This is a genomic window from Bacteroidota bacterium, assembly GCA_016699695.1.
GTDB lineage: Bacteria > Bacteroidota > Bacteroidia > Bacteroidales > UBA10428 > UBA10428.
The window spans coordinates 3265238-3290762 of record CP065006.1; the positions used below are offsets into that span (position 1 = coordinate 3265238).

A 25525-nucleotide genomic window follows, 5' to 3' on the forward strand; every position below is an offset into this window, starting at 1 on the left:
GATTGATGTAACAATGAATTTAACTATCTTTAAAATAAACACTTTTACCGAATGAAGAATAAAAGTTTAGTGTCGATTACCGATTATTCGAAAGACGACTATCTGAAAATTATGGAGGTCGCTTCGCAGTTCGAAAGCAAATCATACCAAAATCTGCTAAACGGAAAAGTTATTTCCACCCTGTTTTTTGAGCCTTCTACACGTACCCGGTTGAGTTTCGAAAGTGCCATTAACCGACTTGGAGGAAAAGTAATTGGTTTTAGCGATTCAAGTAGTTCTTCGGTAACCAAAGGCGAAACTCTTTACGATACAATAAGGGTAGTAGCCAATTATGCCGAACTTATTGTGATGCGACATCCACTCGAAGGAAGTGCCCGGTATGCCAGTGAAAACTCAAAGGTTCCTGTTGTCAATGCAGGCGACGGTGCCAATCAGCATCCTACTCAAACTCTTCTCGATCTTTATTCCATTCTTAAAACCCAGAAAACCCTCGAAAATCTAAACATTTTTATGGTTGGCGACCTGAAATATGGCCGCACGGTGCACTCTCTTTTAATGGCTCTTTCTGAATTTAATGCTACCTTCTGTTTTATCTCGCCAGACGAACTGAAAATGCCAAAGGAATATAAAGATTATCTTATGAAAAGAGGCTTAAAATTTTCAGAACAGAAAGACATTGATAAACACGTTCAGAAGGCAGACATTATTTACATGACCCGTGTACAAAAAGAGCGATTCAGCGATCCGATTGAATATGAGCGTACGAAAAATGCTTATGTTCTCAAACGCGAAATGCTGGATGGATGCAAGAATAGCATGAAGGTACTGCACCCACTGCCACGTGTTAATGAAATTGATACCGATGTCGATGACAGTCCGTATGCCTATTATTTCGAACAAACTGAAAATGGTGTTTATGTGCGCCAGGCTATTATTTCGCTCATTTTAGGACTTCAATAAAATCAAAACGATGATAAACAAGAAACTGGAAGTAAGCGCCATTAAAGATGGTACGGTGATTGACCATATTCCGGCAGACCACCTGTTTATGGTAATTAATATACTTAAGCTCAATGAAATTGATAATACCATTACTTTTGGTACCAATTTCGAAAGTAAAAAACTGGGCCGCAAAGCTATTATTAAACTCTCGGATGTATTTTTTAAGGAAAAAGACATCAACAGAATTGCCCTTTTTGCTCCGCAGGCCAAGCTCAACATTATTAAAGACTATAAAGTTGTTGAGAAGAAGACAGTTGAACTACCCGATGAAATTTTTGGTATTATTCGCTGTGTGAATCCTAAATGCATCACAAACCACGAGAAAATTAAGACTCATTTTAAAGTGATAGACAAACAGGCACGTATGCTTCTTTGTCATTTCTGCGAAAAGGTAACCGATCCCGAAAAAGTTGATGCATTATAAGAAGAAAACTGCAATCAACCGATTGCGTTTTTTTTCTTAAATAAGACAAGTTTATAGCTATCGCAGGCGGTGATAGGCCTTTACGAGCAGTTCATCTTTTCTGATTCCCCTAAAGGCAAGATATAATAGGATGGCATTGGCAACCGGAATAACAAGTGCGAGCTTGTAGGAATGTGATTCTGGTTGGAAATTCCCGTTAAAACTATTCATAAAGAAAAGGATTAAGCCTATTTCACCAATATTTAAAAGCAAACTGTAAATGCAAAACCGTATTTGCAGCATTCGTTTTTTGTATAAAAACAAAGATACAGCTGTTAAAAACAGAATAACCCAACTAAGTATGGCCAGAGTGAAAGTGGAAAAAATCTTTTCTGCTTTTTCGGGTTGAACATAAAATCCCATTGCATAAAAGTCGACAACTTTGTTTGAAATAAAATACTGTGCAAGCGAAGCTTTCAGAAACACTACCTGCAAAACAGCAGAGACCAGAATAAAAATAGATTGTATTCGCTGTATCATGGGTTTTTATTTCAAAAATATTAAAAAACCCCGAGCAGTATGAATTTTATTGGCAATGTTTTTTAATTCCCCATTCCACTTCGTGAATTGAACCAGGAGGTAAATCGAGAAATTCTGAGTTTATGTTGAAAGCATTCGGCAGACAGGTCATAGGTTCAATGGCAATGGATTGCCTGTGATCGGGTGTATATAGCTGCAGGTAATTGTATTGGTTGTGTCCGGTATTTTGCCATACTTTTATCCCGCCTTTCAGGTTTGAATTGTACAGAATTGTCTCAGCCTGGCCGGAATTAGCGGCCACTTTAAAACACGTGTCAAACCGATTGTTCCCAATTTGCTTCAGGTTAGAAAAATCGTTGTAGGCATCATGCTCACCTGTTGGGAGCATACGCTGATTGGTGATGTATTTTTCTGCAGCCGGAAAGCTTATTCTCAGATGATCGATCTGGCAACCTAGTGTAAAATAAGGATGCCAACCAATACCTGCTGGTAAATTCTGGTTTCCGGTATTGGTAATGCGCGTGCAGATACTCAGCTCACTTTGCTCATTAAGCGTATATGCAATATCAATTTGAAAGGCAAATGGATAGCCAGGAAGATTCTTATCGGAATGGCTTAACACAAGGCTGCAGTGATGCTCATCGATGGTTTGTGAAATTTTTACAAATTTTTTATCGAATAACAGGCCGTGGATGGCGTTGTTTTCATTCGAAAAGTTCACATTTAGCTGATACTGCTTTCCTTTAAACTGATATTTTCCTCCATCGATGCGATTAGGAAAAGGAAATAGAAGACAACCTTTAAAACTGTTGCCTATGGTTTCCAATAATTCAGTTTCAGTCCGATAATTTTCTAAAATAGAAATTAATTGATGGTTAACCAGAAGTCTATATCCCAGCAACATGCCTCCCATATCGGGCAATATAACCAATTGCTCTCGGGTATGCTTATTTGTTATTTCTATTGCTTTTAATCTGCCAAAACATGTTTCGGCGATTTCAAACCTGGTTGCATCCATCATTTCTGGTTGCATTTAATTCTACTTCCTGGTAATTATCGAAGCACTAACAAATGCCTTTTTGGCGAATTACTTTGCTGGTATGAAATTTCGACCCTACTGGAAATCGTACTTTCTAATTTAACAGGATTTTTTGAGTTTGCCTAATGTTTGTATCTGATATAACGCAATTGTTTCAGCAAGAATTTTAATTATGATGAGCGGAATTGTTTATAAGTTAGAAGTGAACCTGTTTAATCGTACAATATATTTGTTTCAAGCATTTAATTCTTGACATTGAATAATGAGAAAGCCAATTCAGTCTTTGATATCGCTACTTGACGATAAGGATTTGGAAGTAAACAAGGCTGTAACGGCCGAATTGATGAAGCACGGACTGAAGATTATACCCCAGCTCGAAAAGGTGTGGGAATCTACCTTAGATGGGGACCTTCAGCAGCGGATTGAAAGCCTGATCCATTTTATTCAGGTTTCGCATACACATCAGCAGATAAAAGAATGGTTAGACACAGGTGCCACTAATTTGCTCGAAGGGGCTGTCACACTCGCACAAATACAATATCCGAATATTTCACTGGAGTCCATCAGTTCCGAAGTGGAACGTATAGCCTCTGATGTAAATTTTGATTCGGGCACAAGCCTTACGGCCTATGAAAAGATAAACCTACTGAACTATGTTATTTTCGATTTGAACCACTTTACACGCAATTCTGCCAATTTTTATTCACCTTCCAATTCTTTTATCAATTATGTTCTGGAAACCCGCAAGGGTAATCCGGTTTCGCTGGGTATTTTGTATTTGTCTATAGCCCGTAAACTTAAATTGCCGGTTTACGGAGTAAACTTACCCAAAGCCTTTGTATTAGCCTATATCAACGAATACCGGCATGTGGAAGCCCGCGATAAATCGAACGACATTTTATTCTACATAAACCCCTATAACAATGGAGCAATTTTAACCCGCTTCGATGTAGAACGTTTTATTGTAGCTGAAAAATTGGAACCTAAGGCAGAATATTTTCTTCCATGCAATAACGAGATTATTATGGAAAGGCTAATTGTAAACCTTATAATAGCCTATGAAAAAATTGGTTACAACGAAAAAGTAAAGCCTCTGCAGCAATTGCTTAAAACCATTAACAAGCAGATTGTGCGATAAAAAAAACGCCTCCCAAGTCAGGAGGCGTTTTCGCTATAAATAAGGTTAAATCTGCTATTTTGCATAGCTTACCGCGCGTGTTTCGCGAATGACGGTAATTTTTACTTGTCCCGGGTAAGTCATCTCGTCCTGGATACGTTTTGCAATTTCGTACGACAAGGCATCGGCCTCTTTGTCGCTTACTTTGTCACTTCCAACAATAACCCTGAGTTCGCGACCAGCTTGGATGGCATAGGTTTTTGTAACGCCGGGATATGCCAAAGCCAGATTTTCAAGATCCTTCAATCGCTTGATATAAGCCTCTACTACTTCCCTGCGGGCACCGGGTCTGGCTCCTGAAATGGCATCGCAAACCTGAACAATTGGAGAAATAAGACTGGTCATTTCAATCTCATCGTGGTGAGCTCCTATGGCATTCACAATATCTGGCTTTTCTTTGCAACGTTCGGCCATTTTCATTCCGTAAATGGCGTGTGGCAATTCTGGTTCCTCGTCAGATACTTTTCCAATATCGTGTAATAGTCCAGCTCGTTTGGCAGTTTTCGGGTTTAAACCCAACTCCGATGCCATGATGGCACAAAGATTTGCTACTTCGCGGGAGTGCTGCAGCAGGTTCTGTCCGTAAGAGGAACGGTATTTCATTTTACCTACAAGTCGAATGAGTTCAGGATGTAATCCATGCACACCAAGGTCAATGGCAGTGCGTTTACCAACCTCGATAATTTCTTCTTCAATTTGTTTTTTCGTTTTGGCTACCACCTCTTCAATACGTGCCGGGTGAATCCGGCCATCGGTTACCAGTTGGTGAAGCGCAAGGCGGGCAATTTCCCTGCGAACAGGGTCGAATGCAGATAGTATAATGGCTTCGGGAGTATCGTCCACGATAATTTCTACACCAGTGGCGGCCTCGAGGGCACGAATGTTTCTACCTTCGCGTCCAATGATACGGCCTTTTATTTCGTCACTTTCGATGTTAAATACGGTTACAGCGTTCTCGATGGCAGTTTCAGTAGCTACACGCTGTATGGTTTCTATTACTACTTTTTTTGCTTCACGATTGGCAGTCATCTTAGCTTCGTCCATAATTTCGTTGATGTACGAAATCGCTTCTGTCTTGGCTTCGTCTTTGAGCGATTCTATCAATTGGTTTTTTGCTTCTTCGCCTGATAAACCAGAAATAGTCTCCAACTGCTCAACTTGTTGTTTGTGTAATTTGCTCAGTTCCTGACTTTTTTTCTCGACTAGTTCAAGTTGAACATTTAGATTTTCGCGAATGGCATCCTGTTCGTTTTTAAGGCGTTGAAGCTCTTCGTATTTGTGAGAGAGTTGGGATTCGCGCTGGTTAAATTTCGATTCAGCCTGGGCCAGCTTGCTGTTACGTTCGTTGATGTGCTTTTCGTGTTCCGATTTAAGCTGAAGAAATCTTTCTTTAGCCTGTAACATTTTATCCTTTTTTATTACTTCGGCTTCTGCATTGGCATCGTTAATTATGCTTTCTCTCTTCTTTTTCAGGGCAAAATTGTAGAGCACGAATGCCAACCCTCCGCCAACCAGAAAGGCAATGCTGCCTATTACAATTCCTTGCAAAAGGAATGTCTGGCTTGCTATTGTGTTTGTTGCGTCCATTGGTTAATTTGAATTATATATAAATAAAAATGCCCGCATATTTCCTCAAGATTTATTGAAACCCCATTCTGTCAGGGGTGAAGCCGCCGTACCATGTCGAACTTCCAATGATCTTTTACGATTCCCGACGAATCGGGATATGGCCTGTTCTTGATGACCCGAGCGATGCTTCAATGTAGAAAGTGTTGAGTTTCACAAATATTTGAAGAAACAATGCGGGCAATATCGTTGCTATATGTAAAGAACCTAATTACTCTCCTTTTATGTATTCGTCCAATTCTTCAGTAATATCCTTAATGTTTTCAATTACTGTGTTTACATCGTGTTTTTCTTCCAACTCCACCATTCTGGTGGTATTTTGCAAGGCTGTCATGGCAAGAAAATCAAGAACATCTTTTTCAACGTATTTCTGCTTATACTGCAGAAGTCTTTCGTTTATTAGTCTTGCGGCTTTCCTTATTCTTTCCTCTTCGTTTTTATCAATCTTTAAAGGATAAAACTTGTCGGCTATGTTTACTTTTATGGAAAGCTTTTCCTCCATTCACAGCTACTTATTTAAAAGAGCAATACATTTGTCAATCTCCCGCACAATTCTGTTCACTTTCAACTTCGCATCGTGTGTGTTTTCAAACGATACTTCCAGTTGTTTAGCTAATTTTAAATTGTTATATTTTGATTCAAAGTCTTCTTTTTCTCTATACAAATTTGCAACATTTTGTTCCAGCTTTTTCTTTTCTGCCTCTAAAATGCTGTTTTTTTCTTTTTCTCTTTCATGTAATTGAATGACTTTTTTTATTCTATCGCGCAGTAAAAGAATAAGTTGGTCATTACTCTGTTCCATGAAAATATCTTGCTATAAATTTACATAATGCTTATACAAATATAAAAAAATCTTTAAGTTATTTTTACCTCATATTAATTTATAATCTGTTTTTTACACGGCATTTAATCTTTATTTTATGGGCATTTCTTTTCAAATTCAATTTGTATTTCTGTTATTCTCTATAATAACTGCTTCACCTGTTTTTTCCCAAACATTTCAATTGGTGCCCCCTCTCGATTTGCCATTGTATTTGTCTGGTAATTTTGGAGAATTGAGGAGTACCCATTTTCATGCAGGAATCGACATTAAAACAAATGGTACTATTGGTAAGCCTGTTTATGCCGTGCAATCGGGCTATGTATCGCGTGTTAAGGTGCAGTCTGGAGGCTATGGTCATGCGGTTTATATTACGCATGCCAACGGGTATACCTCGGTTTATGCCCATATGGAAGAGTTTTATCCGGAATTGGAAGCTTACCTGCAAAACGAACAGTACCGGCGAAAATCTTACGAGATCGACCTGAACTTGCCCGCAGACCTATTTGTTGTGAATCAGGGGCAGAAAATAGGCTTATCAGGAAATACTGGTCGTTCGGGAGGACCCCATTTGCATTTTGAGTTGCGCGATTCGAGACAGGTGCCTTTGAATGGACTAAAATTCAATCTTCCTGTGAAAGATTCAATTCCTCCGGTATTTATGCGTTTGGCTGTTTACAGCCAGTTAGATACCCTTACTTTTATCCCTGCCGACAAGCGCATGTATTCGGTTGCCGGATCAAACGGGACTTACTACACTTCCGGCACTATAAAAGTCGGAAGTGCCTCAGCGTTTGGAGTAGAAGTATATGATTATCTGAATGGTTCAAACAATAAATGTGGTATTTACGAACTTGAGTTTTTGCTGGATGATACCTTAATCTATTCTTTTACAATCGACAAGATCAGCTTTGATGAGTCGCGTTTTATCAAATCTCACCTCGATTACGCTGAGAAAATGTTGAACGACCGATACGTTCACCGATTATTCTCCGAAACCAATAACCAACTTTCGATTTACAATAAAGTTCGGGATGGCGGAGTTGTAAGACTTAATAAAGACAGAACCTACAAGGCAAAGGTGCGTGTTACCGATGTGTACCAAAACAAATCGGAACTCAATTTTAAATTGGCACTGGCTGACGATATCCCTAATACACCTTCCGATACAGGCAATGTTTATATCAGTTGTAAGCAGGAAAAGACTTATCAAAATGAATATTTCTCGCTGTATTTTCCTTCAAATGCACTTTTTTCAGATAAATGGGTATCCTTTATCAGCATTCCATACCCCACTCAGTCTTTCTCCGATATTATTGTGGTAGGCGATGAGCTCGTTGCCTTAAATAAACAACCAGAATTATCGCTTTCTGTAACACGGCCGCTCAATGGTATGTTGCCAGAGAAACTTTTGTTGGCACAAATTGACGAGAAAGGAGAGCTGGAATCCCTTGGAGGAAGGTATCAGTCAGGTAGGGTAATAGCTTCCATAAGCAAGTTCGGCAAATACCTTGTGGTCTGCGATACCTTGTCGCCAGAGATTATTCCACTTTCATTCATCAACGGGGGCCGTTACAAGGCTGGCGATATGCTGTCGTTTATTATATCCGACAACCTATCGGGAATTAAAACCTACAATGCCTATGTCGATGGGAATTGGGTCTTATTCCGTTTCGATGCAAAAACAGGTACCTTTAGTTGCAAGCTGGACAAGAAAAGGATTGCTAACTTGAATGAACCTCATAAGCTCGAAATTTATGTGCTCGACGAGCGTAATAACCTGGCCAAGTATTCAGCCTCTTTTTATTTCTAATTTATGATTGCGAAAAAACATGATCACCGCGTTCTTGGCATGATGTCTGGTACCAGTCTTGACGGTCTGGACCTTGTAGTGTGTCATTTCGAAAGAAAAAGAAAAGGCTGGAAATACGAAACAATAGTTTCTAAAACAATTTCCTATCCGGTTGGAATACAAGCAGAACTTAAAAGTGTGTTTAATCAGGATGCAAACACCCTTGCCGCCTTGCACGCATCTCTTGGCAGGTTCATGGGACAGGAGGCTAAACGTTTTCTGTCTGATACCAAATCGCAGGTTGATTTTATTTCTTCTCACGGCCATACTATCTTTCATGCACCCGATAAGGGGTATACCCTGCAAATTGGCAACGGTGCTGAGATTGCGGTCGCTACCGATAAAATCGTGGTTTGCGATTTCCGTTCGACTGATGTAGCAAGAGGCGGTCAAGGTGCTCCTTTGGTGCCTGTTGGCGATAAGCTTCTTTTTAGTGAATTCGATGCCTGCCTCAACCTTGGTGGCTTTGCCAATGTTTCATACGACCGCTCCGATGGGGTAAGGATTGCTTTTGACATCTGCCCTGTGAATATTGTGCTGAACAAGCTGGCTAATTCCCTCGGCCATCCTTACGATTCGAATGGAGACCTTGCCCAAACGGGGCAATTATTGCCTGATCTGTTGGAGAAGCTAAATAATCTGGACTATTACAAAGCAACATTTCCGAAATCACTCGGGCTCGAATGGGTTCATACCAACATCTTACCTTTGTTAATAGGAACTCATACTGCAAAAGACCTGCTGCGAACATTTACTATGCATGCTGCGCAGCAGATTGCTCAAACTTTAAATGAAGGTCCCGGAAAAACTGTGCTTGTAACCGGAGGGGGAGCATACAACGGTTTTTTGCTTGATCAGGTCAAACTCCTTTGCCATAAAGAACTGGTAATTCCGACGAATACCCTGATTGAAATGAAAGAAGCGGTAATTTTTGCTTTCCTAGGTCTTTTGCGCCTCGAAGGGAAGGTAAATACTTTGGCCAGTGTAACCGGTGCCTGGAACAATTCAGTATCAGGTGCTGTTTATTTACCATAAATTAAACACAGTAAAATTCAAGTTGTATGAATGCCGGTATATGACGATTATTAGCATTTTTGCAATGCAAATAGTTTTTTTTTGCCATATTCAGATATAACTTAAATTACCATAGAATGAAAAGAATAATAATTATTGCCTTGCTGTTTGCGGGATATGCAACAACAAAGGCATGTACTAACTTTTTAGTTACAAAAGGAGCTTCTTCCGATGGATCAACCATGATAACCTATGCAGCTGACTCGCATGTATTGTTTGGTGAATTGTACTTTTACCCTGCAGCCAAATACGGTGCCACGGATTCGCTCGAGATTTACGAATGGGATACAGGAAAATATTTAGGTAAAATTAAACAGGCTCCTGAAACATACAAGGTAGTTGGCAACATCAACGAACACCAGCTTGCTATTGGCGAAACGACTTATGGCGGCAGACCTGAACTGATTGACACAACCGGGGTAATCGACTACGGAAGTCTGATGTACATTACCCTTCAACGAGCCAAAACAGCACGCGAGGCCATTCAGATTATTGGTGAATTGCTTGCGACCTATGGTTATTACAGCAGTGGGGAGTCATTCTCTATTGCCGACCCTAACGAGGTATGGATTATGGAAATGATAGGAAAAGGTGTAGGAAACAAAGGTGCTGTTTGGGTGGCACAACGCATTCCGGATGGTTATATCAGCGGTCATGCGAACCAGGCACGTATTACCCAGTTTCCTATCAATGACCCTGAAAACTGTTTGTATGCACCCGATGTAATTAGCTTTGCAAAAGAAAAAGCTTATTACCAGGGTCCTGATAGTTTGTTTAGTTTCTCCGATGCTTATGCTCCGGTTGATTTTGGCGGTGCACGTTTTTGCGATGCGCGCGTTTATGCAGGTTTTAATAAAGTAAATTCCGGCATGAAAGCTTATGAGGATTATGCCATGGGGCACAACCTCCAAAACCGTATGCCACTTTGGGTAAAGCCGGACAAAAAACTTAACGTGAGCGATGTAATGGGCATGATGCGCGATTATTACCAGGGAACTCCTATGGACATGACCCAGGATATCGGTGCCGGTGCCAATGCCTGCATCGTGCGCTGGCGCCCTCTTACCTGGGAGGTTGATGGTAAAACATATTTCAATGAAAGAGCCATTTCAACACAACAAACAGGATTTTCTTTTGTGGCACAAATGCGCAGTTGGTTACCCAATCCAGTGGGTGGCATTTTATGGTTTGGTGTAGACGATACTTATAGCACGGTTTACACACCTGTTTATTGCGGAACCAATGGGGTGCCTCATGCATTTGCAGTAGGAAATGGCTCTATGATGAAATTCAGCGATGAATCGGCGTTTTGGATTTTTAACATGGTATCGAATCTGGCTTACACACGCTACAACCTGATGTTGCCTTTTATTCAGGACAAACAATCGAGGCTCGAACAAAGCTTTATCGAAAGTGTGAAAGTAATGGATGCCCGTTATCTGGCAACCAAAAAGGAAAAAGAACAAGCCGAATTGCTAACAAACTTCACGCTCGAAGCTGGAAACCAAACGCTTAACGAATGGAAATCGCTTTACCAGTTTTTATTTGTGCGATTTATGGATGGCAATGTTAAGAGTGAAGTGCCAGTTCCGGAAGGTTATAAATATGTAACACCTAAACTAGAACAACCCGGATACAGCGAGGCCTGGTACAAGAAAGTAGCCGAAGATACCGGCGAACGTCTGAAAGTACCGGAAGGCAGCGGACATTAAAACAAGGGTTGGATCGAAAATAAAAAAAACAAAAGATTTAAGCTTCGCAGCGATACATTATTGAAAATATTTTACTAATATTGCGACCTGAAAAATCGGGGTGTAACCAATAAATATCTATTCAGATGGATTTACTTAAAGTAGCTGAGAGTCATTTTACTGTTGAAAAAGAGGTTCCGGAATTTGCAGCCGGCGATACCATAACTGTTCATTACAAAATTAAAGAAGGTAATAAAGAACGCGTGCAGCAATATCGTGGCGTTGTTATTCAACGTAAAGGTACTGGCATTAAAGAAACATTTACCGTTCGGAAGATGTCAGGCAATATTGGTGTAGAGCGTATTTTTCCTCTTGCTTCACCTTTTATCGACAAAATTGAGGTGAATAAACACGGACGTGTACGGAGGGCCAGAATTTTCTATTTCCGCGAACTTACTGGTAAAAAGGCCCGTATTCAGGAACGTAAAGTGGTTAAAAAAGCTTAATCTAATCTCACAACATAGAAAAAGCCGTTCGGTATCCGAACGGCTTTTTTTGTTACATCGCCTAAGGATAAGCTCCTAGCGAATCTTATTCCGGGGGCTTATTTCAGCAATTGATCTGCTTTTGCCTGAGCCTCGTCAAGCACTTTCTGGGCCTTCGTGTCGGCCTCTGACTCTATTTGCTGGGCTTTTTTCTCTCCTTCAGACTTAATTTTTGTTGCCGAGGCTTCTGCTGCTTTTTTCGCAATTGGGTTGGTTGCTTGTTTTACAAGCTTATCGGCATTAGCGTTGGATTCGGCTCTCACCAAATCTGCTGCTTTTTTTGCTTCGCTGCGAATAGTAGCAGCCTGGGTCTCCGCTTGTTTCATGATTTTGTCGGCTTCTGCTTTTGCCTGTGCTTTAGCTTCGTCCTTTTTGGTGTCGAGCTCCTTGGTAGCAGCTGCTTTTAAAGCCTCTTTAGTGCCTCCAAGCATTTCTTTCATATCAATTTTTACATTGGGCTTAGCCATATCACCTGTAAGGCGAGCAACCAGATTAACCTCTTCGGAGGTGGCCAGGTCGATTCCTTTGTCAGCTGCGAGATTGCTTACGGCAGCATTGCTGGTACCCAGCAAAGACCTTGGAATAGCCATGCTAATGCCATAGTTGATAGTTTTGTCAATGCCCTGTTCGCCGGCAATAATTAATTTGGATTTTCCCAGCTTGGTTTCGAAGGGGTTGACAAACAATTTTCCTGCTCTGATCTCGAAATCGAATAAAAGGTCGGTTAACTCCATGTTGTTAAAGGCATCGGAGTTGAGTTGTTTGCCAATTGCATTGAAGGCATTGGAGCTTTTAATGCCAATTTTGTTCGATCCCAGATTTCCGCTTGCTACGATGGAGTTCATTACGGGGTTCATAGTTTTGTCGAGGAAACTGCTCATTTCCATATCCACAGATATATTGCCAGTAGCCTTTGAAGCAATAGGGGCAATAACTCCAATAAAATCGAAAGCAGCAAAAGTTTTTGGAATGTCGATCTGTTTTGCCTGGAATTTAAAATCGAATAGTGGGTTGGCTATATCTTGTGTGCTGTATTCGCCACTTAATAAGAGCGATCCTCCCAGGGTATTCATCTGGAGCTTTTCCATCACAACTTTTCCGTCGCGAATGTAAATACTTCCAATAAGCTGATCGATTTCAAGTTTGTCGTAATAAACTTTGTTGATTACTGAGGCAAATGTAAAATTGATGTTGGTTGGTACTTCGAATACCTCCATGGCTGCTGTATCTTCCAATTCAGCACTTTCTTCTGTGGTTTCGGTACCCATCAGCTCGTTGAGGTCGAGTGTATTGGATTGCAACGAAAGATTGCCACTGATTATCCCGTCGTTAAGTACATAGGGCAGGTAATTGCTCACCTTTCCCTGCAGAGCAAAATCGCTTTTGCCCATGGTGGCGTTAAAACTATTCAAAGCCATGAATTGTGGAGAGAACTCGAGGTTGGCTGTTGCTATGCCAAAGGCTTTGGGTAAATCGGACGAATTGTATTTAAAATCATTGATGAGCACTTTACCCTGAGCTTTGAAATCTTCGTATTTTTCTTGTTCCAGTAGTGAGAGATTTCCCATCATGTCCAAATCGATATCTACTTTTCCTTTCAACTCTGTATCTTCCAAGGGTATCAGATCAGAGAATGATTCTAAATCAAGTTTGGCAATCATTCGGGCATTGATAAAGGGATCGCTGATGGGTGTTCGGAGGTTTAGTGTCATATCAATTGGATTGCCCCCAAATTCGATATGAAAACGGTTTACATCCACAGTGGTATTGTCCATCTGCCGGCCATCGTAGAAATAGTCCACATCGATATGGATGTTGTCGGCTGCTTTGGGCAGGTCGGGGTAACGAAACATGGCATTTTGCACGGTAAGTTTACCCTTTACATCGGGTGTAACCTCTTCGCCCAGCGGTCCACTGATGCTTCCGTTGAGGGCGAGTTTACCACTGGTTTGAAGCTCGGCATAGTCGCGCATGTAAATAGCAGGAACCAGTGAAAGTAGAGTTTTAAAGTCGGTGTTACTGGTAGCATAAGTCATGTCGAGGAGCATGTCGCTGCTGTCTGGCATTTCCACACGCCCGTCGAGTGTAAGCACAAAGTCGTTGAGTGCGAAACTATTTTGTTGAAGCACATAAATGTTTTCGGTAAGGTTTGCATCCACATTCATATCAATGTTTAGAGCTACATCGCGCAGGTAACGAATGCCGTCCATTACAAAGCAGAGTTTTTTTGTTTTTGATTGAATCAGCAGGGTGGAGAATTGTTGCGAAAAATCACCCTTCAGGTTAAAGTTGAAATCTTCCAGAGAGGCCATCATCTTGGCTTCATGGTCGTTGTAAATAATCCTGGCGTGGTTGATTTGAAAACTTTTTAGCGATATTTTGGCATTGAACTCTGTTGCTGAAGTATCGATAACTTCAGGCTCTTCGGTAGTTTCTTTGGCTATATCCCAGTTGGCTTGCCCATTTTCCAACACAAGCGCCTGCACAAAAGGCTGGTTGATGGCTATCTTTTTTACTTCGATGTTTTCCATCTTTATGGCACTGATCACATGCACAGCCACGTCGAAGGATTCGATATAAATTAAAGTGTCGCCTTCAAATGGTTCGATGCCTACTACGCATAAATCTTGGATGCTGGCGCTCAGGTATGGAAACTGTTTGAAAAAAGAGAGCTTAATATCACTAAATGATCCCTTTGCATTGATGTTGGCATTAATCTGTTCGTGCGCAACTTTAATGATTTTACCCTTGAACAATACTGGTGATACCAACATCACCAATAGAACGAAAAGCACAAAATAAAAGAGGAATTTTAAGATTTTTTTCATGGTGTCAGGCTTGTTATGTTTTTTCGAACAAGTTAAGTTTGCTAACTTTCAATTGTGTTGAGAAATATATCCTTAAAAATACCAAATCGGCAGATACTATCGTTAAATTAATGTAAAAAAGTTAAAATATGTACCAATAGCTATAACATTTTCAAAACCAACCACGTAACTACCACTAACAAACCAAACTACTCCATGCCTCAGAGTCAAACCACACGTCTCGACCTGCTTACACATTTAAGCGAGGAAGAATTGTTATTCAAAGGAATTATTGAAATTTCCGACGAAGCCATTTTCATTATCAATCTGGAAAAATTTGTGATTGCCGATTGCAACCAGGCAGCCCTTAAGTTGTTTGAGGCTGAATCAAAGAACGAACTGGTTGATCTGGCAATTAACCGACTTTACAATCATGAGCCTCTGAATCTGGGCAACCATCGCCTTAAAGATGAGCTTGTTAATAATTCCAATTACTCGCACGAATTATCCTTTAAAACCCGAAAACAAAATGTGTTTTGGGGAAGGATGACGCAGAAAATCTTGCCATTCTCACATCCAGACTATGCTCTCATAAAAATCGCAAAATCGGCCAATTATCTTCGCGAAGAAGATTGGTTAGGTGAAGTGTTGCGGGTTACTTCCAAGGTAACAGGCCGACAGTTTTTTAAGGAGCTTACCAAGTTTTTATGCCACACTTTTAATGCCAAAGCCGCTTTTATTGCCCGTCGGGTGGCCGAAAATGACTCTCAACTTAAAGTTTTTTATTGGTATGGCGAAGATATTAAAACCTATTTTATTACAATCAAAGACTCGGTAATTGAAAATATTCTAAGGGGTTATACTTCTTTTTATCCGCAAGCCTTAGAGAAATTATTTCCTAACGATTCGTTGGTAAAGGAGACTTCGGCCAGAAGCTTTATCGGGGCTCCTGTTTTCGATATCAGTGGCCAGGCTTTTGGTGTGATTGGGGTGTTGAGCCAGGATAGTATGGAAGAATTACCAAATTCGCGCTATATGCTCAGTATACTCTCTTCAAGGGCAGCTTCTGAGATACAGCGAATTCGTTCCAAAGAATTACTCAGGCAGCAGACGCGTGAATTGGCAGAAATTAACCTGATGAAGGATAAACTTATTTCGGTTATTACCACCGACCTGCATGCCCCGCTGAGTACAATATTGGGTTATTCGGAAATGCTTCGAAACAAATCGCACCAGTATTCGGCTTCCGAGATGGCAGTTAAGATGAAGGCGATGGACAGCACTTTGCGTAACCTTTATGTGTTTCTTGAAAATCTGGCCGATTGGAATAATCTTCAGCAAAACGAAATTCGTTGTCGTTTATCGACCAACAACCTGGCGAATATCTTTTCCGATACCAAGCCTTATTACGACTATTTGGCCGGTGTAAAAAGGGTAGCACTGCAGAACAAGGTTCCTTCGGCAATGAATATTATGGCCGACAGCAACCTGGTGCGCATTGCCATTCGAAATATTGCGGTTTACCTGATAAAAAACACCATGCATAAAGCATCTGTTATTTTCGATGCACGTGTGCAGGACGGCAAATGGTTTGTGGTATTGCAATCGGATAATTTTACTGCAGAACCCGAAGATGTGGAGTTTTGCCTGAATGCCAGGCCTCAGGAACTTTATAATGCCTCAAAAGCGTCCAGCGTGCCCGTGTTGGGTTTGTTTATTGCGCGAGAGTTTATAGCGCTTCAGGGAAGCCAGCTTAATTATAGATTCGATAAGAACAAGCTGGAAATCTATTTCGAGATCCATAAGTCCTTGTAGACACTCTGCTCTGCTATGGATTGCATGAGTTAAAATTGTTTTATTGAGAGGTTTTTCTTGTTGAATAATCAACAATTGGGTTTACCATATCCAAAAAATAATTTATATTTGCACTCCCAATTTGGACCTGTAGCTTAATTGGATAGAGCATCTGACTACGGATCAGAAGGTTAGGGGTTCGACTCCCTTCAGGTTCACATAAAAAAAGGTTAATCGTTTACCGGTTAACCTTTTGTTTTTCACCATTTTTCTCCTGTTAAAGGAACCCCATTCTCTGTAAATGATTGGTGTTAGGATTGTTTTGGTTGATTCAGAGCAATTTCAATTGCTTCACTTATCTCTTTCATATTGAACGGTTTTCGGAAGTATTGATGGATTAGTTTACTTTCCAGTGCATGTGAAATTTCAAAAGTGATGTCATAACCCGTAAGAATAAAAAAAGCCAGGTTGAAATGTTTATCTCGTGCCTTTCGTATAAATTCCAGCCCATCCATACCTGGCATTCTCATGTCGCTAACTACAACTGTGATGCTCGGGTCGAGTTCGAGTATTTCCAGTGCCAGTTCTCCGGAAAGAGCAGTGACTACCCTGTAATTCTTCCTGAAATTGATTTCAAAAATCTGAAGATTCAGAAGTTCATCGTCGACATAAAGGATGGTAGATTTTTCAGACATAAATTTTGATTTAAACTTGTATTAAAGGTAATACAATTGTGACATCAGTGCCTTTACTTTTTTCAGAATTAAATGCCAATTTTCCATCTAGTTCTGTAATAATGTTGTAGGTAATGGATAAACCAAGGCCTGTACCTTTTCCGGGCTCTTTGGTAGTAAAAAATGGTTCTGTAATGCGATTTATAATTTGTTTGTCAATGCCCTCGCCGCTATCTGCAAAGAGAATATGAAGAGAATTGCCTATGATTAACGTTTTAATGGAAATTATTCCTTTTGTCGAAATTGCTTGCTCTGCATTGATTAGGATATTTAAAAATGCCTGGTGCAGTTTACCACTGTTACCATAAATTACAGGGTTGGGGCTGCAATATTCTTTTTTTATTTCTATTTTGTTTTTAAACTGGCTTTGTAAAATTTGTAGGCAATTCTCAATGATGGCATGTACCTGGCATTTTTCTTTTATCGAATTGCTTTGCCTGCTGAATTGGTTGAGACTCGTAACAATCGCCGAGGCTCTGTCAATACCCTCGCGGATAGCTTGCAATAAGGTAGTTGATTCATTATTTTTAAGTTCAGGTTGTTCGTTGAAGAATTCCTCGAGACCTGTTAAACCACCCTGAATAAAATTAAGAGGATTGTTGATTTCATGTGCCACTCCAGCGCTTAAAACTCCAAGTGAAGCCATTTTTTCGGCCTGCATCAGTTGCTCTTGAGCATCTTTGAGTTGCTTGAGTGTCGATTGTAATTCTTCATTCTGTGCTATGAGCTGTGTATGGCTAAAAGTTAACTGTTGGTTGGCAAGTTCTAATTTTTCGGTACGCTCAGATACCAATTGCTCTAATTGGTTCTTGTATAGTTCGAGTTGAAGGGCTGTTTTTTTCTTTTCATCGATGTCGGTGATTACTGCGAGAATTCTGTCCTTACCTAAAATAAAGGTACGCTTTAACGATATCTCAACCCAGAAAACTCTACCGTTTTTAGCCTGTAACTTCCAATCGGTTTTTTTATTTCCTTTATCGCGAGCGTCTTTTATGTGAGTGAGAGCCAATTCCTGAGTGTATCCTTCATTAGCTGCACTGATTGAATGGATAGAAAGGTCCTTAATTTCATTTTGTTCGTATCCAAGGTTCTGAATCATAGTTTGGTTAACTTCCAGAATGTTTCCTTCCAGATCGTACAGAATAATGGCATCAGCCGTGGCATTAAATATCTCCCGGTAACTTTGTTCGCTTTCTGCAAGTTCAATATTCTTTCTCTTTAAACTGTCGATAAAAGAAAGAAAGGATTCGTGAAAATTTTTTTCGATAATCAGAATTAAAAATGCCACCATAGTAGTAATGGTGAGATGTATAAGCCACACATCAAACTGAGTTACGCGATGATTTAAATCGGTTTTAATTTGTAAGGATTCCGTAGAAAAGAAATAGCCAATTAGTGTGATGATAATTATACTTAAAAGGTATATAATAACAGTTTTACGTAACCCAAAGATCAGGAAGCAAAAAAAGGGAATAAGCACCATAAGGCGCACATTGGCTGCATAAATTCCCGAATGAAAGATGTCTGTAAAAATTAGAGCAAACAAGAGTGTCAACACGGTGACCGATTTTACATACCTGCTTATTTTCTTCCGGAAAATGGTAATGCCAATCATAATAGCCAATACAAGGCTATCGCTGTAAAAGACCATGCCATATTCAGTTTCCAGATTTATTAAATAGCTCAGGATAAAAGAGATAATCCCCATTAAACTACCGAATATCAGCAGGGAGTTAATTACCCGATCTATGAGCCGGTCTTCTTCCAAGTGTTGAGGGATTTGTGTTATTTAAATATAATAATAATAAAGTTATTCTGTTACCCTTTTTACCAAAGGATAGTGGATATACTATTTAATTCTGTTGTTGAAAAGGAACCTTATTCTAAAGGTTTTTATTCAATCTAGATGTTATTTCGTGATACATGCCTTACATTTGCGGCTTTAAAAAAAAGAATAAATAAAAAAACAATGACAGAAAGGAGAATTGAAAACCACCATATTGTTTCTGAGACACCTATAATTGCTCCAAATCATTTAAAGGAATTATATCCATTAAACGAAAAGATTATTCATACAGTTTTCAAGGGACAGCTTGCAGTAAAAGATATTCTCGACCGCAAAGACAAACGTTTGTTAATGGTTGTGGGTCCTTGTTCTATACACGACATTAGTGCAGCAAAAGAATATGCCAGCAGGTTAAAAAAATTAGCCGATGAACTTGGGGATACGCTTTTGCTCGTGATGCGTGTTTATTTCGAAAAGCCTCGCACTACGGTGGGCTGGTCCGGACTTATCAATGATCCGTACCTCGACAACAGTGGTAAAATTGAAGAGGGGCTGAAGCAAGCTCGTGAACTACTCTCATACATTGCCAATCTTGGACTTCCTGCAGCTGGCGAAGCCCTCGATATTGTTACCCCGCAATACATCCAGGATTTGATTTCGTGGACCGCAATCGGGGCACGTACCACCGAATCGCACAGCCACAGGAAAATGGCCAGTGGGCTTACTTCGGCAGTAGGGTTTAAAAATGGCACCGATGGAAACATCAATGTGGCTATCAATGCCTTGGAATCGGTGGCTGCCCCGCATAGTTTTGTCAGTATCGATCCCGATGGGCATGTGGCTGTGGTGCAAACCAAAGGCAACCCCTATGGACATATTATTTTGCGCGGTGGAAAGTCACCCAACTATGCGGCTGCGTTTATTTCGGAATACGAAACCCTTTTATCGCGCTGCGGGCTTGCGGTGAATATTATGGTCGATTGCAGTCATGCCAATAGCAGAAAAAAAGCAAGTAACCAGTGCGAGGTGCTCGACGATATTGCCGGACAGATTGAAACCGGAAACCAATCTATAATTGGCGTGATGATAGAAAGCAACCTGAAGGCCGGCAAACAACTCATTCCTGCCGATTTATCGATGCTACAATATGGTGTATCGGTAACCGACGAATGCATCGACTGGGAAACAACGGAATCAATACTTCGTAGTTTTGCGGCCAGGGTAAAGCCTTACCTTCCTGGTAGAATAGAATTGGAGAGCTAATCGTTCAGGCGGATAGGGTGTTTTTATTTTTTTGCATGAACACTAAAGCCAACCGGGTGTTTATATTTCGTTTTGCATCCAAGCTATTTCGTGAATGAATTCAGAAACTCCCAGGAAAAAAATTAGTCTTTCGGGACTAAAAGAACTCTTTAAACTATATCGCTTTATACGGCCCTACCGCAGGGAATATGCCCTTGGCATGCTTCTGCTGCTGATTAGTAGCGCGGCTAGTCTTGCTTTTCCTAAATTGCTTGGCGATCTGGTGGACATCGGTCAGGCCGGCATGATCAAGGAGCAGATTAACCGAATAGGATTGTTGTTGGTTGTAGTGTTGCTTTTACAGGCAACGGCTTCTTACTTCAGGATATTATTGTTTGTAAGGGTAACAGAAAAAACCCTCGCCGATTTACGGCGCAAGGTTTATAACCATTTAATTCGTTTACCGCTTAAATTTTTTCAGGGACGAAGGGTGGGCGAGCTGAATAGTCGCCTATCGGCTGATATTTCCCTGCTTCAGGATGCTATGACCACTACTCTGGCAGAATTTATCAGGCAGATTTTGATTATTGTGGGTGGCATAAGCCTGTTGATGTTTACTTCTATGAAGCTTACCCTTTTTATGTTGGCGGTTTTGCCAGTGGTAATGGTGCTGGTGATATTTTTTGGACGCTACATACGAAAGTTGTCGAAAGAAGCCCAGAACCAGGTGGCCGAATCGAATGTGGTGGTGGAAGAAACTCTACAAGGTATTCAATCGGTAAAATCATTTACCAACGAATATCACGAAATGGATCGCTATCGGGAAATAACCGGAAAGATTGCCCAAACCGGTATACAGAACGGACGCATGCAGGGTGCTTTTTCGTCCTTCATCATACTAGGTCTCTTCGGGGCCATGGTGGCAGTTATCTGGAAAGGAGCTGACCTCTTAGGAAAAGGAGAACTGCAAACCGGAGAGCTGTTTTCGTTTATTATCTATTCAGGCTTTATTGGTGGCACCATTGGTGGCCTGGCAAGTGTATTGGGTCGTGTGCAGAAATTTGTGGGAGCCACAGAAAATTTACTCGAAATCTTGGATGAAAAGGAAGAAACGGTTCAGGAAAATCTTGCATTGGTTCCCGAGCAAACCATCAAAGGTCGTATACGTTTTGATAACCTGCGTTTCGAATACCCTTCGCGCTTAGGTACGGATGTGTTAACTGAAATTAGTTTTTCTGTCGAGCCCAATAACCTTATTGCCCTGGTAGGGCCCAGTGGTGCCGGCAAATCGACTCTTGTTTCGCTATTGATGCGCCTTTACGAACCCAGTTCGGGCCGTATTCTGTTTGATGGGAAAGAGTCGACACAGTATTCCTTAACGGCATTGCGTTCGCAAATGGCTGTAGTGCCTCAAGATATCTTTTTGTTTGGAGGTACCATTGCCGAAAACATTGCCTATGGACGATGGGGAGCCAGCCATGATGAGATTGTAGAGGCTGCTAAGCAGGCTAATGCCTGGCAATTTATTTCGGAAATGAAGGATGGACTGGAAACCCTTGTAGGCGAGCGGGGTACGCAATTATCCGGAGGTCAGAGGCAACGCATTGCCATTGCCCGTGCTTTGTTGAAAAACCCGCAGATACTCATTCTCGATGAGGCCACCTCCTCGCTCGATTCTGAATCGGAACGTCTGGTTCAGGAAGCTCTGGAAAAATTGATGCAGGGACGCACTTCTATTGTCATTGCGCACAGGCTGGCAACCATTCGCAGAGCCGATAATATTATTGTGCTCGACAAAGGTCGCATAGTTGAACAGGGTACCCACGAACACCTCATGAAGCTAGACAAGGGCGTTTACCGAGGTTTAAGTGAGCTCCAGTTTGCAGTGTAGAAAAATGCCTAATACTCGCATTTAGTATTGTAGTAGGTAAACGAGTTTTTCGGAGCCAGACTTAAATCGCTCCAAACATTGTAAAAATTAAAAAATCCCTTTTCATTCAGCATAACCTCCTGGGCCTCGGCAGTGCCCAATAACCTCAATTGCTTACCAGAAGAAGTGTAAATGCCAAATGCCATCTTGAAGCCGGGAGCTACGCCTGTCCACTTATAATTGAGCAACAATCCCTGCTCGGTGCGCTTGTATGAATAATGCAGTACCGGTAAATCGGTTTCGTAAAGGAATTTTGCAAAGAAAGCAGAGTAATCATCTTTTGCGTAATGATTGACAAACTGGATAAAAGTTTCAGTATCTACTATCTTTGATTGGTAGGTCAGATAAAAATCTTTGATAAGGGCTTTAAACAGCGAATCGTTATGCATGGTAGCTCTTAGGCTATGTAAAACTGTGGCACCTTTTACATAAATATCTCCTCCGGCAAAGGCATCTTCGTTAACACCTCGGTTTTGCACCATGGGCCAGAAATTAAATATTCCTTGAATATGATGCTGCAATTCTTTTTCGGCTTCGGTATACCCCAGTTTTTCTTCCAGAAACAGATATTCGGCATAGGTGGCAAAGCCTTCGTGTATCCAGGCATCGGCCATATCACCTGCAGTAACCGAATTACCCCACCACTCGTGGGCAGCTTCGTGCACAATAATGTAGTCATAGGATTTGCACAAATAGGCCGAAGCATTTTTTTCGTTGCTATAGGCATTGCCATAGGCAATGGCGGTTTGGTGCTCCATTCCTTCGTAAGGGGCTTCTATCATGCGAAAATTGTCTTTCCAGAAGGGAAATGGGCCGAATGCACGGTTATAAAAATCAACTACCTCACGTGCCTGCGTAAAATGTGCTTTTGCAATTTCGAGGTTCTTTGGCAAAACATGGTAACGGGCCACCAAAGTATCATTCAGACTCAATATGGTATCGGTAAACTCAGCAAAACGACCCATGTAAAAAGTGGCGTTATAATTGTTAATGGGGTACTGCACAAACCATTCGTATCGGGTATAGCCATCTCCGGCATCGACCACTTGCCGTAGTGTGCCGTTGCATACTGCCTGGTATTTGTCGGGTACTTCGATATGAATAGCCATTGAGTCGGGCCGGTCGGTCAGATGGTCTTTAGTGGGCCACCACACACTGGCGCCAAGATGTTCGCAGGCTACCCCAACAAAGTAATTGAATAAGCTGTCGCGCTTCCAGACAAACCCACCATCCCACGGTGGTTTGGGCGCTATGCGAGGCTTCCCATGATAGTAGACACGAATTTTATGGTTGGAAGCAAGTTTCAATTCATTGGGGAATTCGATCCATATAGCATCGTATTCGCGGGAAAAACCCAACTTTTTTTTGCCATACACAATGCTGTCGATCACCATATTCTCGAACAAGTCGAGCTGGATACGCCGGGAAGGGTTGAGTATTCTAAAGTGAATTTCATTGTAGCCTCTAATACTTCTACTCGGAGGCAAAATTCTTATTTGTAGCTTATAGTAAGTCACATCAAAACAAGTACGCTCAGGTCTTAGTGCGCCTCGCAGGGTATCCTTTCTGGTATAATAGGGCCGGTAGGAATTTTCAGAATCAAGGGGTACTTTTGTGTAAAAATGTTTTTTTAGCAGATCGTACTTATAGTCTTCGTTGCAATAATAGTTAAGCAGTCCTTTGTTTACCTTATAACCAAGTCTGTTTGCCTCAGTAAAACTCTCGCATGCCCCCTCCATGTCGCCCAGTTGAAACAAGGCCAGTCCTTTGTTGTAATGCAGATTCTCATTCTCTGGATAGGATTTTAACAAATTACTTGTTACCTCAAGTCCAGTATGCCAATCGCCCTCCTTCAGTGCTTGTACGCTTAGTTCAAACGCACTGTTTATACTGGTTTGGCCAAAAACAGGGCTCAGCGCGAGCAGACAAAAAACTATACTTAAGTACTTCATGTAAAGGTGTTTGATTAGAATAAACCAGTTTTAATTTTTATCCCAACCCGATTTGAAATCAAATTGAGCCAATATCCTTTATTAAAGGTTTCCCTTAACAGGCAAGGTAAAGCTCATTGTACTGCCCTTGCCAGGAATACTTTTGATATGGATAACTCCATTGTTTTTCTCGATAAACTCTTTACAGATTACCAATCCCAATCCGGTGCCTTTTTCTTTTTCGGTTCCAAGTTTTAACAATCCCTTTTCTACCCTGAAAAGCCTGCTGATTTCTTCCCCGGTCATCCCCGTACCTGTGTCTGTAATGCTTAGTTCGATTTCGTTGTTGTTTTTGTCGGTACAATGTATACTTACTTTTCCTTTTCGGGGTGTAAATTTAAGTGCATTCGAGATAAGGTTGCGTAAGACGATTGAGAGGAGGTGTTTGTCGGCAAAAACCTGTATTTCTTTATGGAGCGTGTTGTACAGCTCGATTTGTTTTTTATCGCGCAGAAATTCATTGAATTGAAATGCTTCTTCGACCATGGAATAAAGGTTAAGGTATTCTGGACAAACCTTCAGGTGACCTGTTTGTGCTCGCGACCATTCCAGAAGGTTCTCGAGCAAAACAGAGGTATTTTGCGATGTGCTGAACAAACTTGAAATGTAGGATTCCAGTTGATCTTTTGGAATGTCTGATGTATCATTCATCATTAATTTCAGGAGGGCATTCATACTGGTAATGGGGCTTCTGAGGTCGTGGGCTATCACCGAGTAAATTTTTCCTTTAATGAGGTTCGAATTATTTATTTCGTTTTGTTGAAGGCGAAGTTCTTCCAGTTGCTGGGCCAGTTGCTGGTTTAGTTGAAGCAATTCAGTTTTTTGCTGTTCAATCTGAAAGTTGGTTTGCTGAAGTTGGTATTCTTTTTTCTCTGCCAGCCGGTGAAAGATAATTATAGAGATTGTAGCTCCTATATAGCTTATCAGTATGGTAAAGCCAATGGTGATGGCATTAAATTCATCGGGGAGTGTATTGTCGGGTTTTGTTGAGAATTCGAAAAAATGAAAAAAAACAAACAAAAAGAGGTTAAGCAGATAAAAAAGAATGATCAGGTATTTTTCTTTTACCGACCAGATATAAATGGGAATAATGGCAAACAGCAAAAAAAGGATGTGAGAACCGTTTTCAGTTCCACCTTTTTTTAAAATCAATAGAAGCATGATTAGGGTATCAAAAGAAGCCACATAAAACTTTGCCAAATGATGCAATTTCAGCCTGTTCAATAAAACGGGAGTCAGGCTTAGGATGGTAAATATTGCCAGCATCAGATTCCGTTGGAGCATTAACTCAAAATCGATAAGGCTGTAATAAACAATAAAACCAGCTAATGAAAAGCCTGAAATAATACTGATGGAATTGCTCAGCCTTATTCTTCGCTGTTCGTTCTGTGAGCTTAAATCGTTCAGACTTTTATTTTCGATATCAGGTTTCATGGTTCTCTTGCCTTTTCACTAATCAACTTTGTACTATC

Annotated in this window: 20 protein-coding genes and 1 tRNA gene; 11 read left to right on the forward strand and 10 right to left on the reverse strand. The window is 40.9% G+C overall.

Going from position 1 to position 25525, the window contains the following annotated elements:
- The first annotated feature begins 51 nt into the window (after window positions 1–51).
- Together pyrB and IPM71_13630 are read left to right on the forward strand one after the other, a co-directional pair.
- A complete protein-coding gene (gene pyrB / locus IPM71_13625; GenBank protein QQS50610.1) occupies window positions 52–960 on the forward strand; it encodes an aspartate carbamoyltransferase in 909 nt (302 codons plus the stop codon).
- Between the two features lie 10 nt (window positions 961–970).
- On the forward strand, window positions 971–1426 hold the full coding sequence (locus tag IPM71_13630; GenBank protein ID QQS50611.1) for an aspartate carbamoyltransferase regulatory subunit: 456 nt from the start codon (window positions 971–973) through the stop codon (window positions 1424–1426).
- 57 nt (window positions 1427–1483) lie between these two features.
- On the opposite strand, the gene IPM71_13635 is transcribed toward IPM71_13630, so the two are convergent.
- Complete coding sequence (locus IPM71_13635) at window positions 1484–1945, reverse strand: DUF4293 domain-containing protein (protein ID QQS50612.1); 462 nt, start codon at window positions 1943–1945, stop codon at window positions 1484–1486.
- Between the two features lie 46 nt (window positions 1946–1991).
- Entirely contained in the window at window positions 1992–2966 is a 975-nt protein-coding gene (locus IPM71_13640; GenBank protein QQS50613.1) for an aldose 1-epimerase, read from the reverse strand.
- Between the two features lie 280 nt (window positions 2967–3246).
- Between IPM71_13640 and IPM71_13645 the strand changes: the two genes are divergently transcribed.
- Window positions 3247–4122 (forward strand): transglutaminase family protein, encoded by an 876-nt coding sequence (locus IPM71_13645; GenBank protein ID QQS50614.1) that lies wholly within the window; start codon window positions 3247–3249, stop codon window positions 4120–4122.
- 54 nt (window positions 4123–4176) lie between these two features.
- Here the strand turns inward: IPM71_13645 and rny are convergent, their stop codons facing one another.
- The 3 genes from rny to IPM71_13660 all read right to left on the reverse strand — a co-directional run bounded on the left by rny (window position 4177) and on the right by IPM71_13660 (window position 6589).
- On the reverse strand, window positions 4177–5748 hold the full coding sequence (rny, locus tag IPM71_13650) for a ribonuclease Y (GenBank protein QQS50615.1): 1572 nt from the start codon (window positions 5746–5748) through the stop codon (window positions 4177–4179).
- Window positions 5749–5998: 250 nt separating this feature from the next.
- Window positions 5999–6289: a cell division protein ZapA gene (locus IPM71_13655; protein QQS50616.1), complete on the reverse strand. Its 291-nt coding sequence runs from the start codon at window positions 6287–6289 to the stop codon at window positions 5999–6001.
- Between the two features lie 6 nt (window positions 6290–6295).
- Window positions 6296–6589, reverse strand: coding sequence for a hypothetical protein (locus IPM71_13660; GenBank protein ID QQS50617.1), 294 nt, complete (start codon window positions 6587–6589; stop codon window positions 6296–6298).
- Between the two features lie 118 nt (window positions 6590–6707).
- On the opposite strand from IPM71_13660, the gene IPM71_13665 reads away from it, so the two are divergent.
- The 4 genes from IPM71_13665 (at window position 6708) to rplS (ending at window position 11730) form a co-directional block, all read left to right on the forward strand.
- Window positions 6708–8420, forward strand: coding sequence for a M23 family metallopeptidase (locus tag IPM71_13665; protein QQS50618.1), 1713 nt, complete (start codon window positions 6708–6710; stop codon window positions 8418–8420).
- 3 nt (window positions 8421–8423) lie between these two features.
- Window positions 8424–9494, forward strand: coding sequence for an anhydro-N-acetylmuramic acid kinase (locus IPM71_13670; GenBank protein ID QQS50619.1), 1071 nt, complete (start codon window positions 8424–8426; stop codon window positions 9492–9494).
- Window positions 9495–9610: 116 nt separating this feature from the next.
- The gene (locus IPM71_13675; GenBank protein QQS50620.1) at window positions 9611–11245 is read left to right on the forward strand and encodes a C69 family dipeptidase; all 1635 of its coding nucleotides are present in this window, start codon (window positions 9611–9613) and stop codon (window positions 11243–11245) included.
- A gap of 125 nt (window positions 11246–11370) precedes the next feature.
- Window positions 11371–11730 (forward strand): 50S ribosomal protein L19, encoded by a 360-nt coding sequence (gene rplS, locus IPM71_13680; GenBank protein QQS50621.1) that lies wholly within the window; start codon window positions 11371–11373, stop codon window positions 11728–11730.
- A gap of 98 nt (window positions 11731–11828) precedes the next feature.
- Here rplS and IPM71_13685 read toward each other — a convergent pair whose 3' ends face one another.
- A complete protein-coding gene (locus tag IPM71_13685; protein QQS50622.1) occupies window positions 11829–14597 on the reverse strand; it encodes a hypothetical protein in 2769 nt (922 codons plus the stop codon).
- Between the two features lie 195 nt (window positions 14598–14792).
- Here IPM71_13685 and IPM71_13690 point away from each other — a divergent pair, with 195 nt between their 5' ends.
- Both IPM71_13690 and IPM71_13695 read left to right on the forward strand, forming a co-directional pair.
- Window positions 14793–16391 (forward strand): PAS domain-containing protein, encoded by a 1599-nt coding sequence (locus IPM71_13690; GenBank protein ID QQS50623.1) that lies wholly within the window; start codon window positions 14793–14795, stop codon window positions 16389–16391.
- Between the two features lie 123 nt (window positions 16392–16514).
- Window positions 16515–16588 (forward strand) — tRNA-Arg (locus tag IPM71_13695).
- Window positions 16589–16681: 93 nt separating this feature from the next.
- On the opposite strand, the gene IPM71_13700 is transcribed toward IPM71_13695, so the two are convergent.
- Window positions 16682–17065, reverse strand: a complete 384-nt coding sequence (locus IPM71_13700; GenBank protein ID QQS50624.1) for a response regulator — start codon at window positions 17063–17065, stop codon at window positions 16682–16684.
- Window positions 17066–17075: 10 nt separating this feature from the next.
- Window positions 17076–18872: a PAS domain S-box protein gene (locus tag IPM71_13705; GenBank protein QQS50625.1), complete on the reverse strand. Its 1797-nt coding sequence runs from the start codon at window positions 18870–18872 to the stop codon at window positions 17076–17078.
- A gap of 201 nt (window positions 18873–19073) precedes the next feature.
- Here IPM71_13705 and IPM71_13710 point away from each other — a divergent pair, with 201 nt between their 5' ends.
- Both IPM71_13710 and IPM71_13715 read left to right on the forward strand, forming a co-directional pair.
- Entirely contained in the window at window positions 19074–20153 is a 1080-nt protein-coding gene (locus IPM71_13710) for a 3-deoxy-7-phosphoheptulonate synthase (GenBank protein QQS50626.1), read from the forward strand.
- A gap of 94 nt (window positions 20154–20247) precedes the next feature.
- Window positions 20248–22023 carry an ATP-binding cassette domain-containing protein gene (locus IPM71_13715; GenBank protein ID QQS50627.1) on the forward strand — a complete coding sequence of 592 codons (1776 nt, stop codon included), beginning with the start codon at window positions 20248–20250 and terminating at the stop codon, window positions 22021–22023.
- Window positions 22024–22031: 8 nt separating this feature from the next.
- Here IPM71_13715 and IPM71_13720 read toward each other — a convergent pair whose 3' ends face one another.
- Window positions 22032–24014: a M1 family metallopeptidase gene (locus tag IPM71_13720; GenBank protein QQS50628.1), complete on the reverse strand. Its 1983-nt coding sequence runs from the start codon at window positions 24012–24014 to the stop codon at window positions 22032–22034.
- A gap of 81 nt (window positions 24015–24095) precedes the next feature.
- Entirely contained in the window at window positions 24096–25487 is a 1392-nt protein-coding gene (locus IPM71_13725) for a HAMP domain-containing histidine kinase (protein ID QQS50629.1), read from the reverse strand.
- Between the last annotated feature and the right edge of the window lie 38 nt (window positions 25488–25525).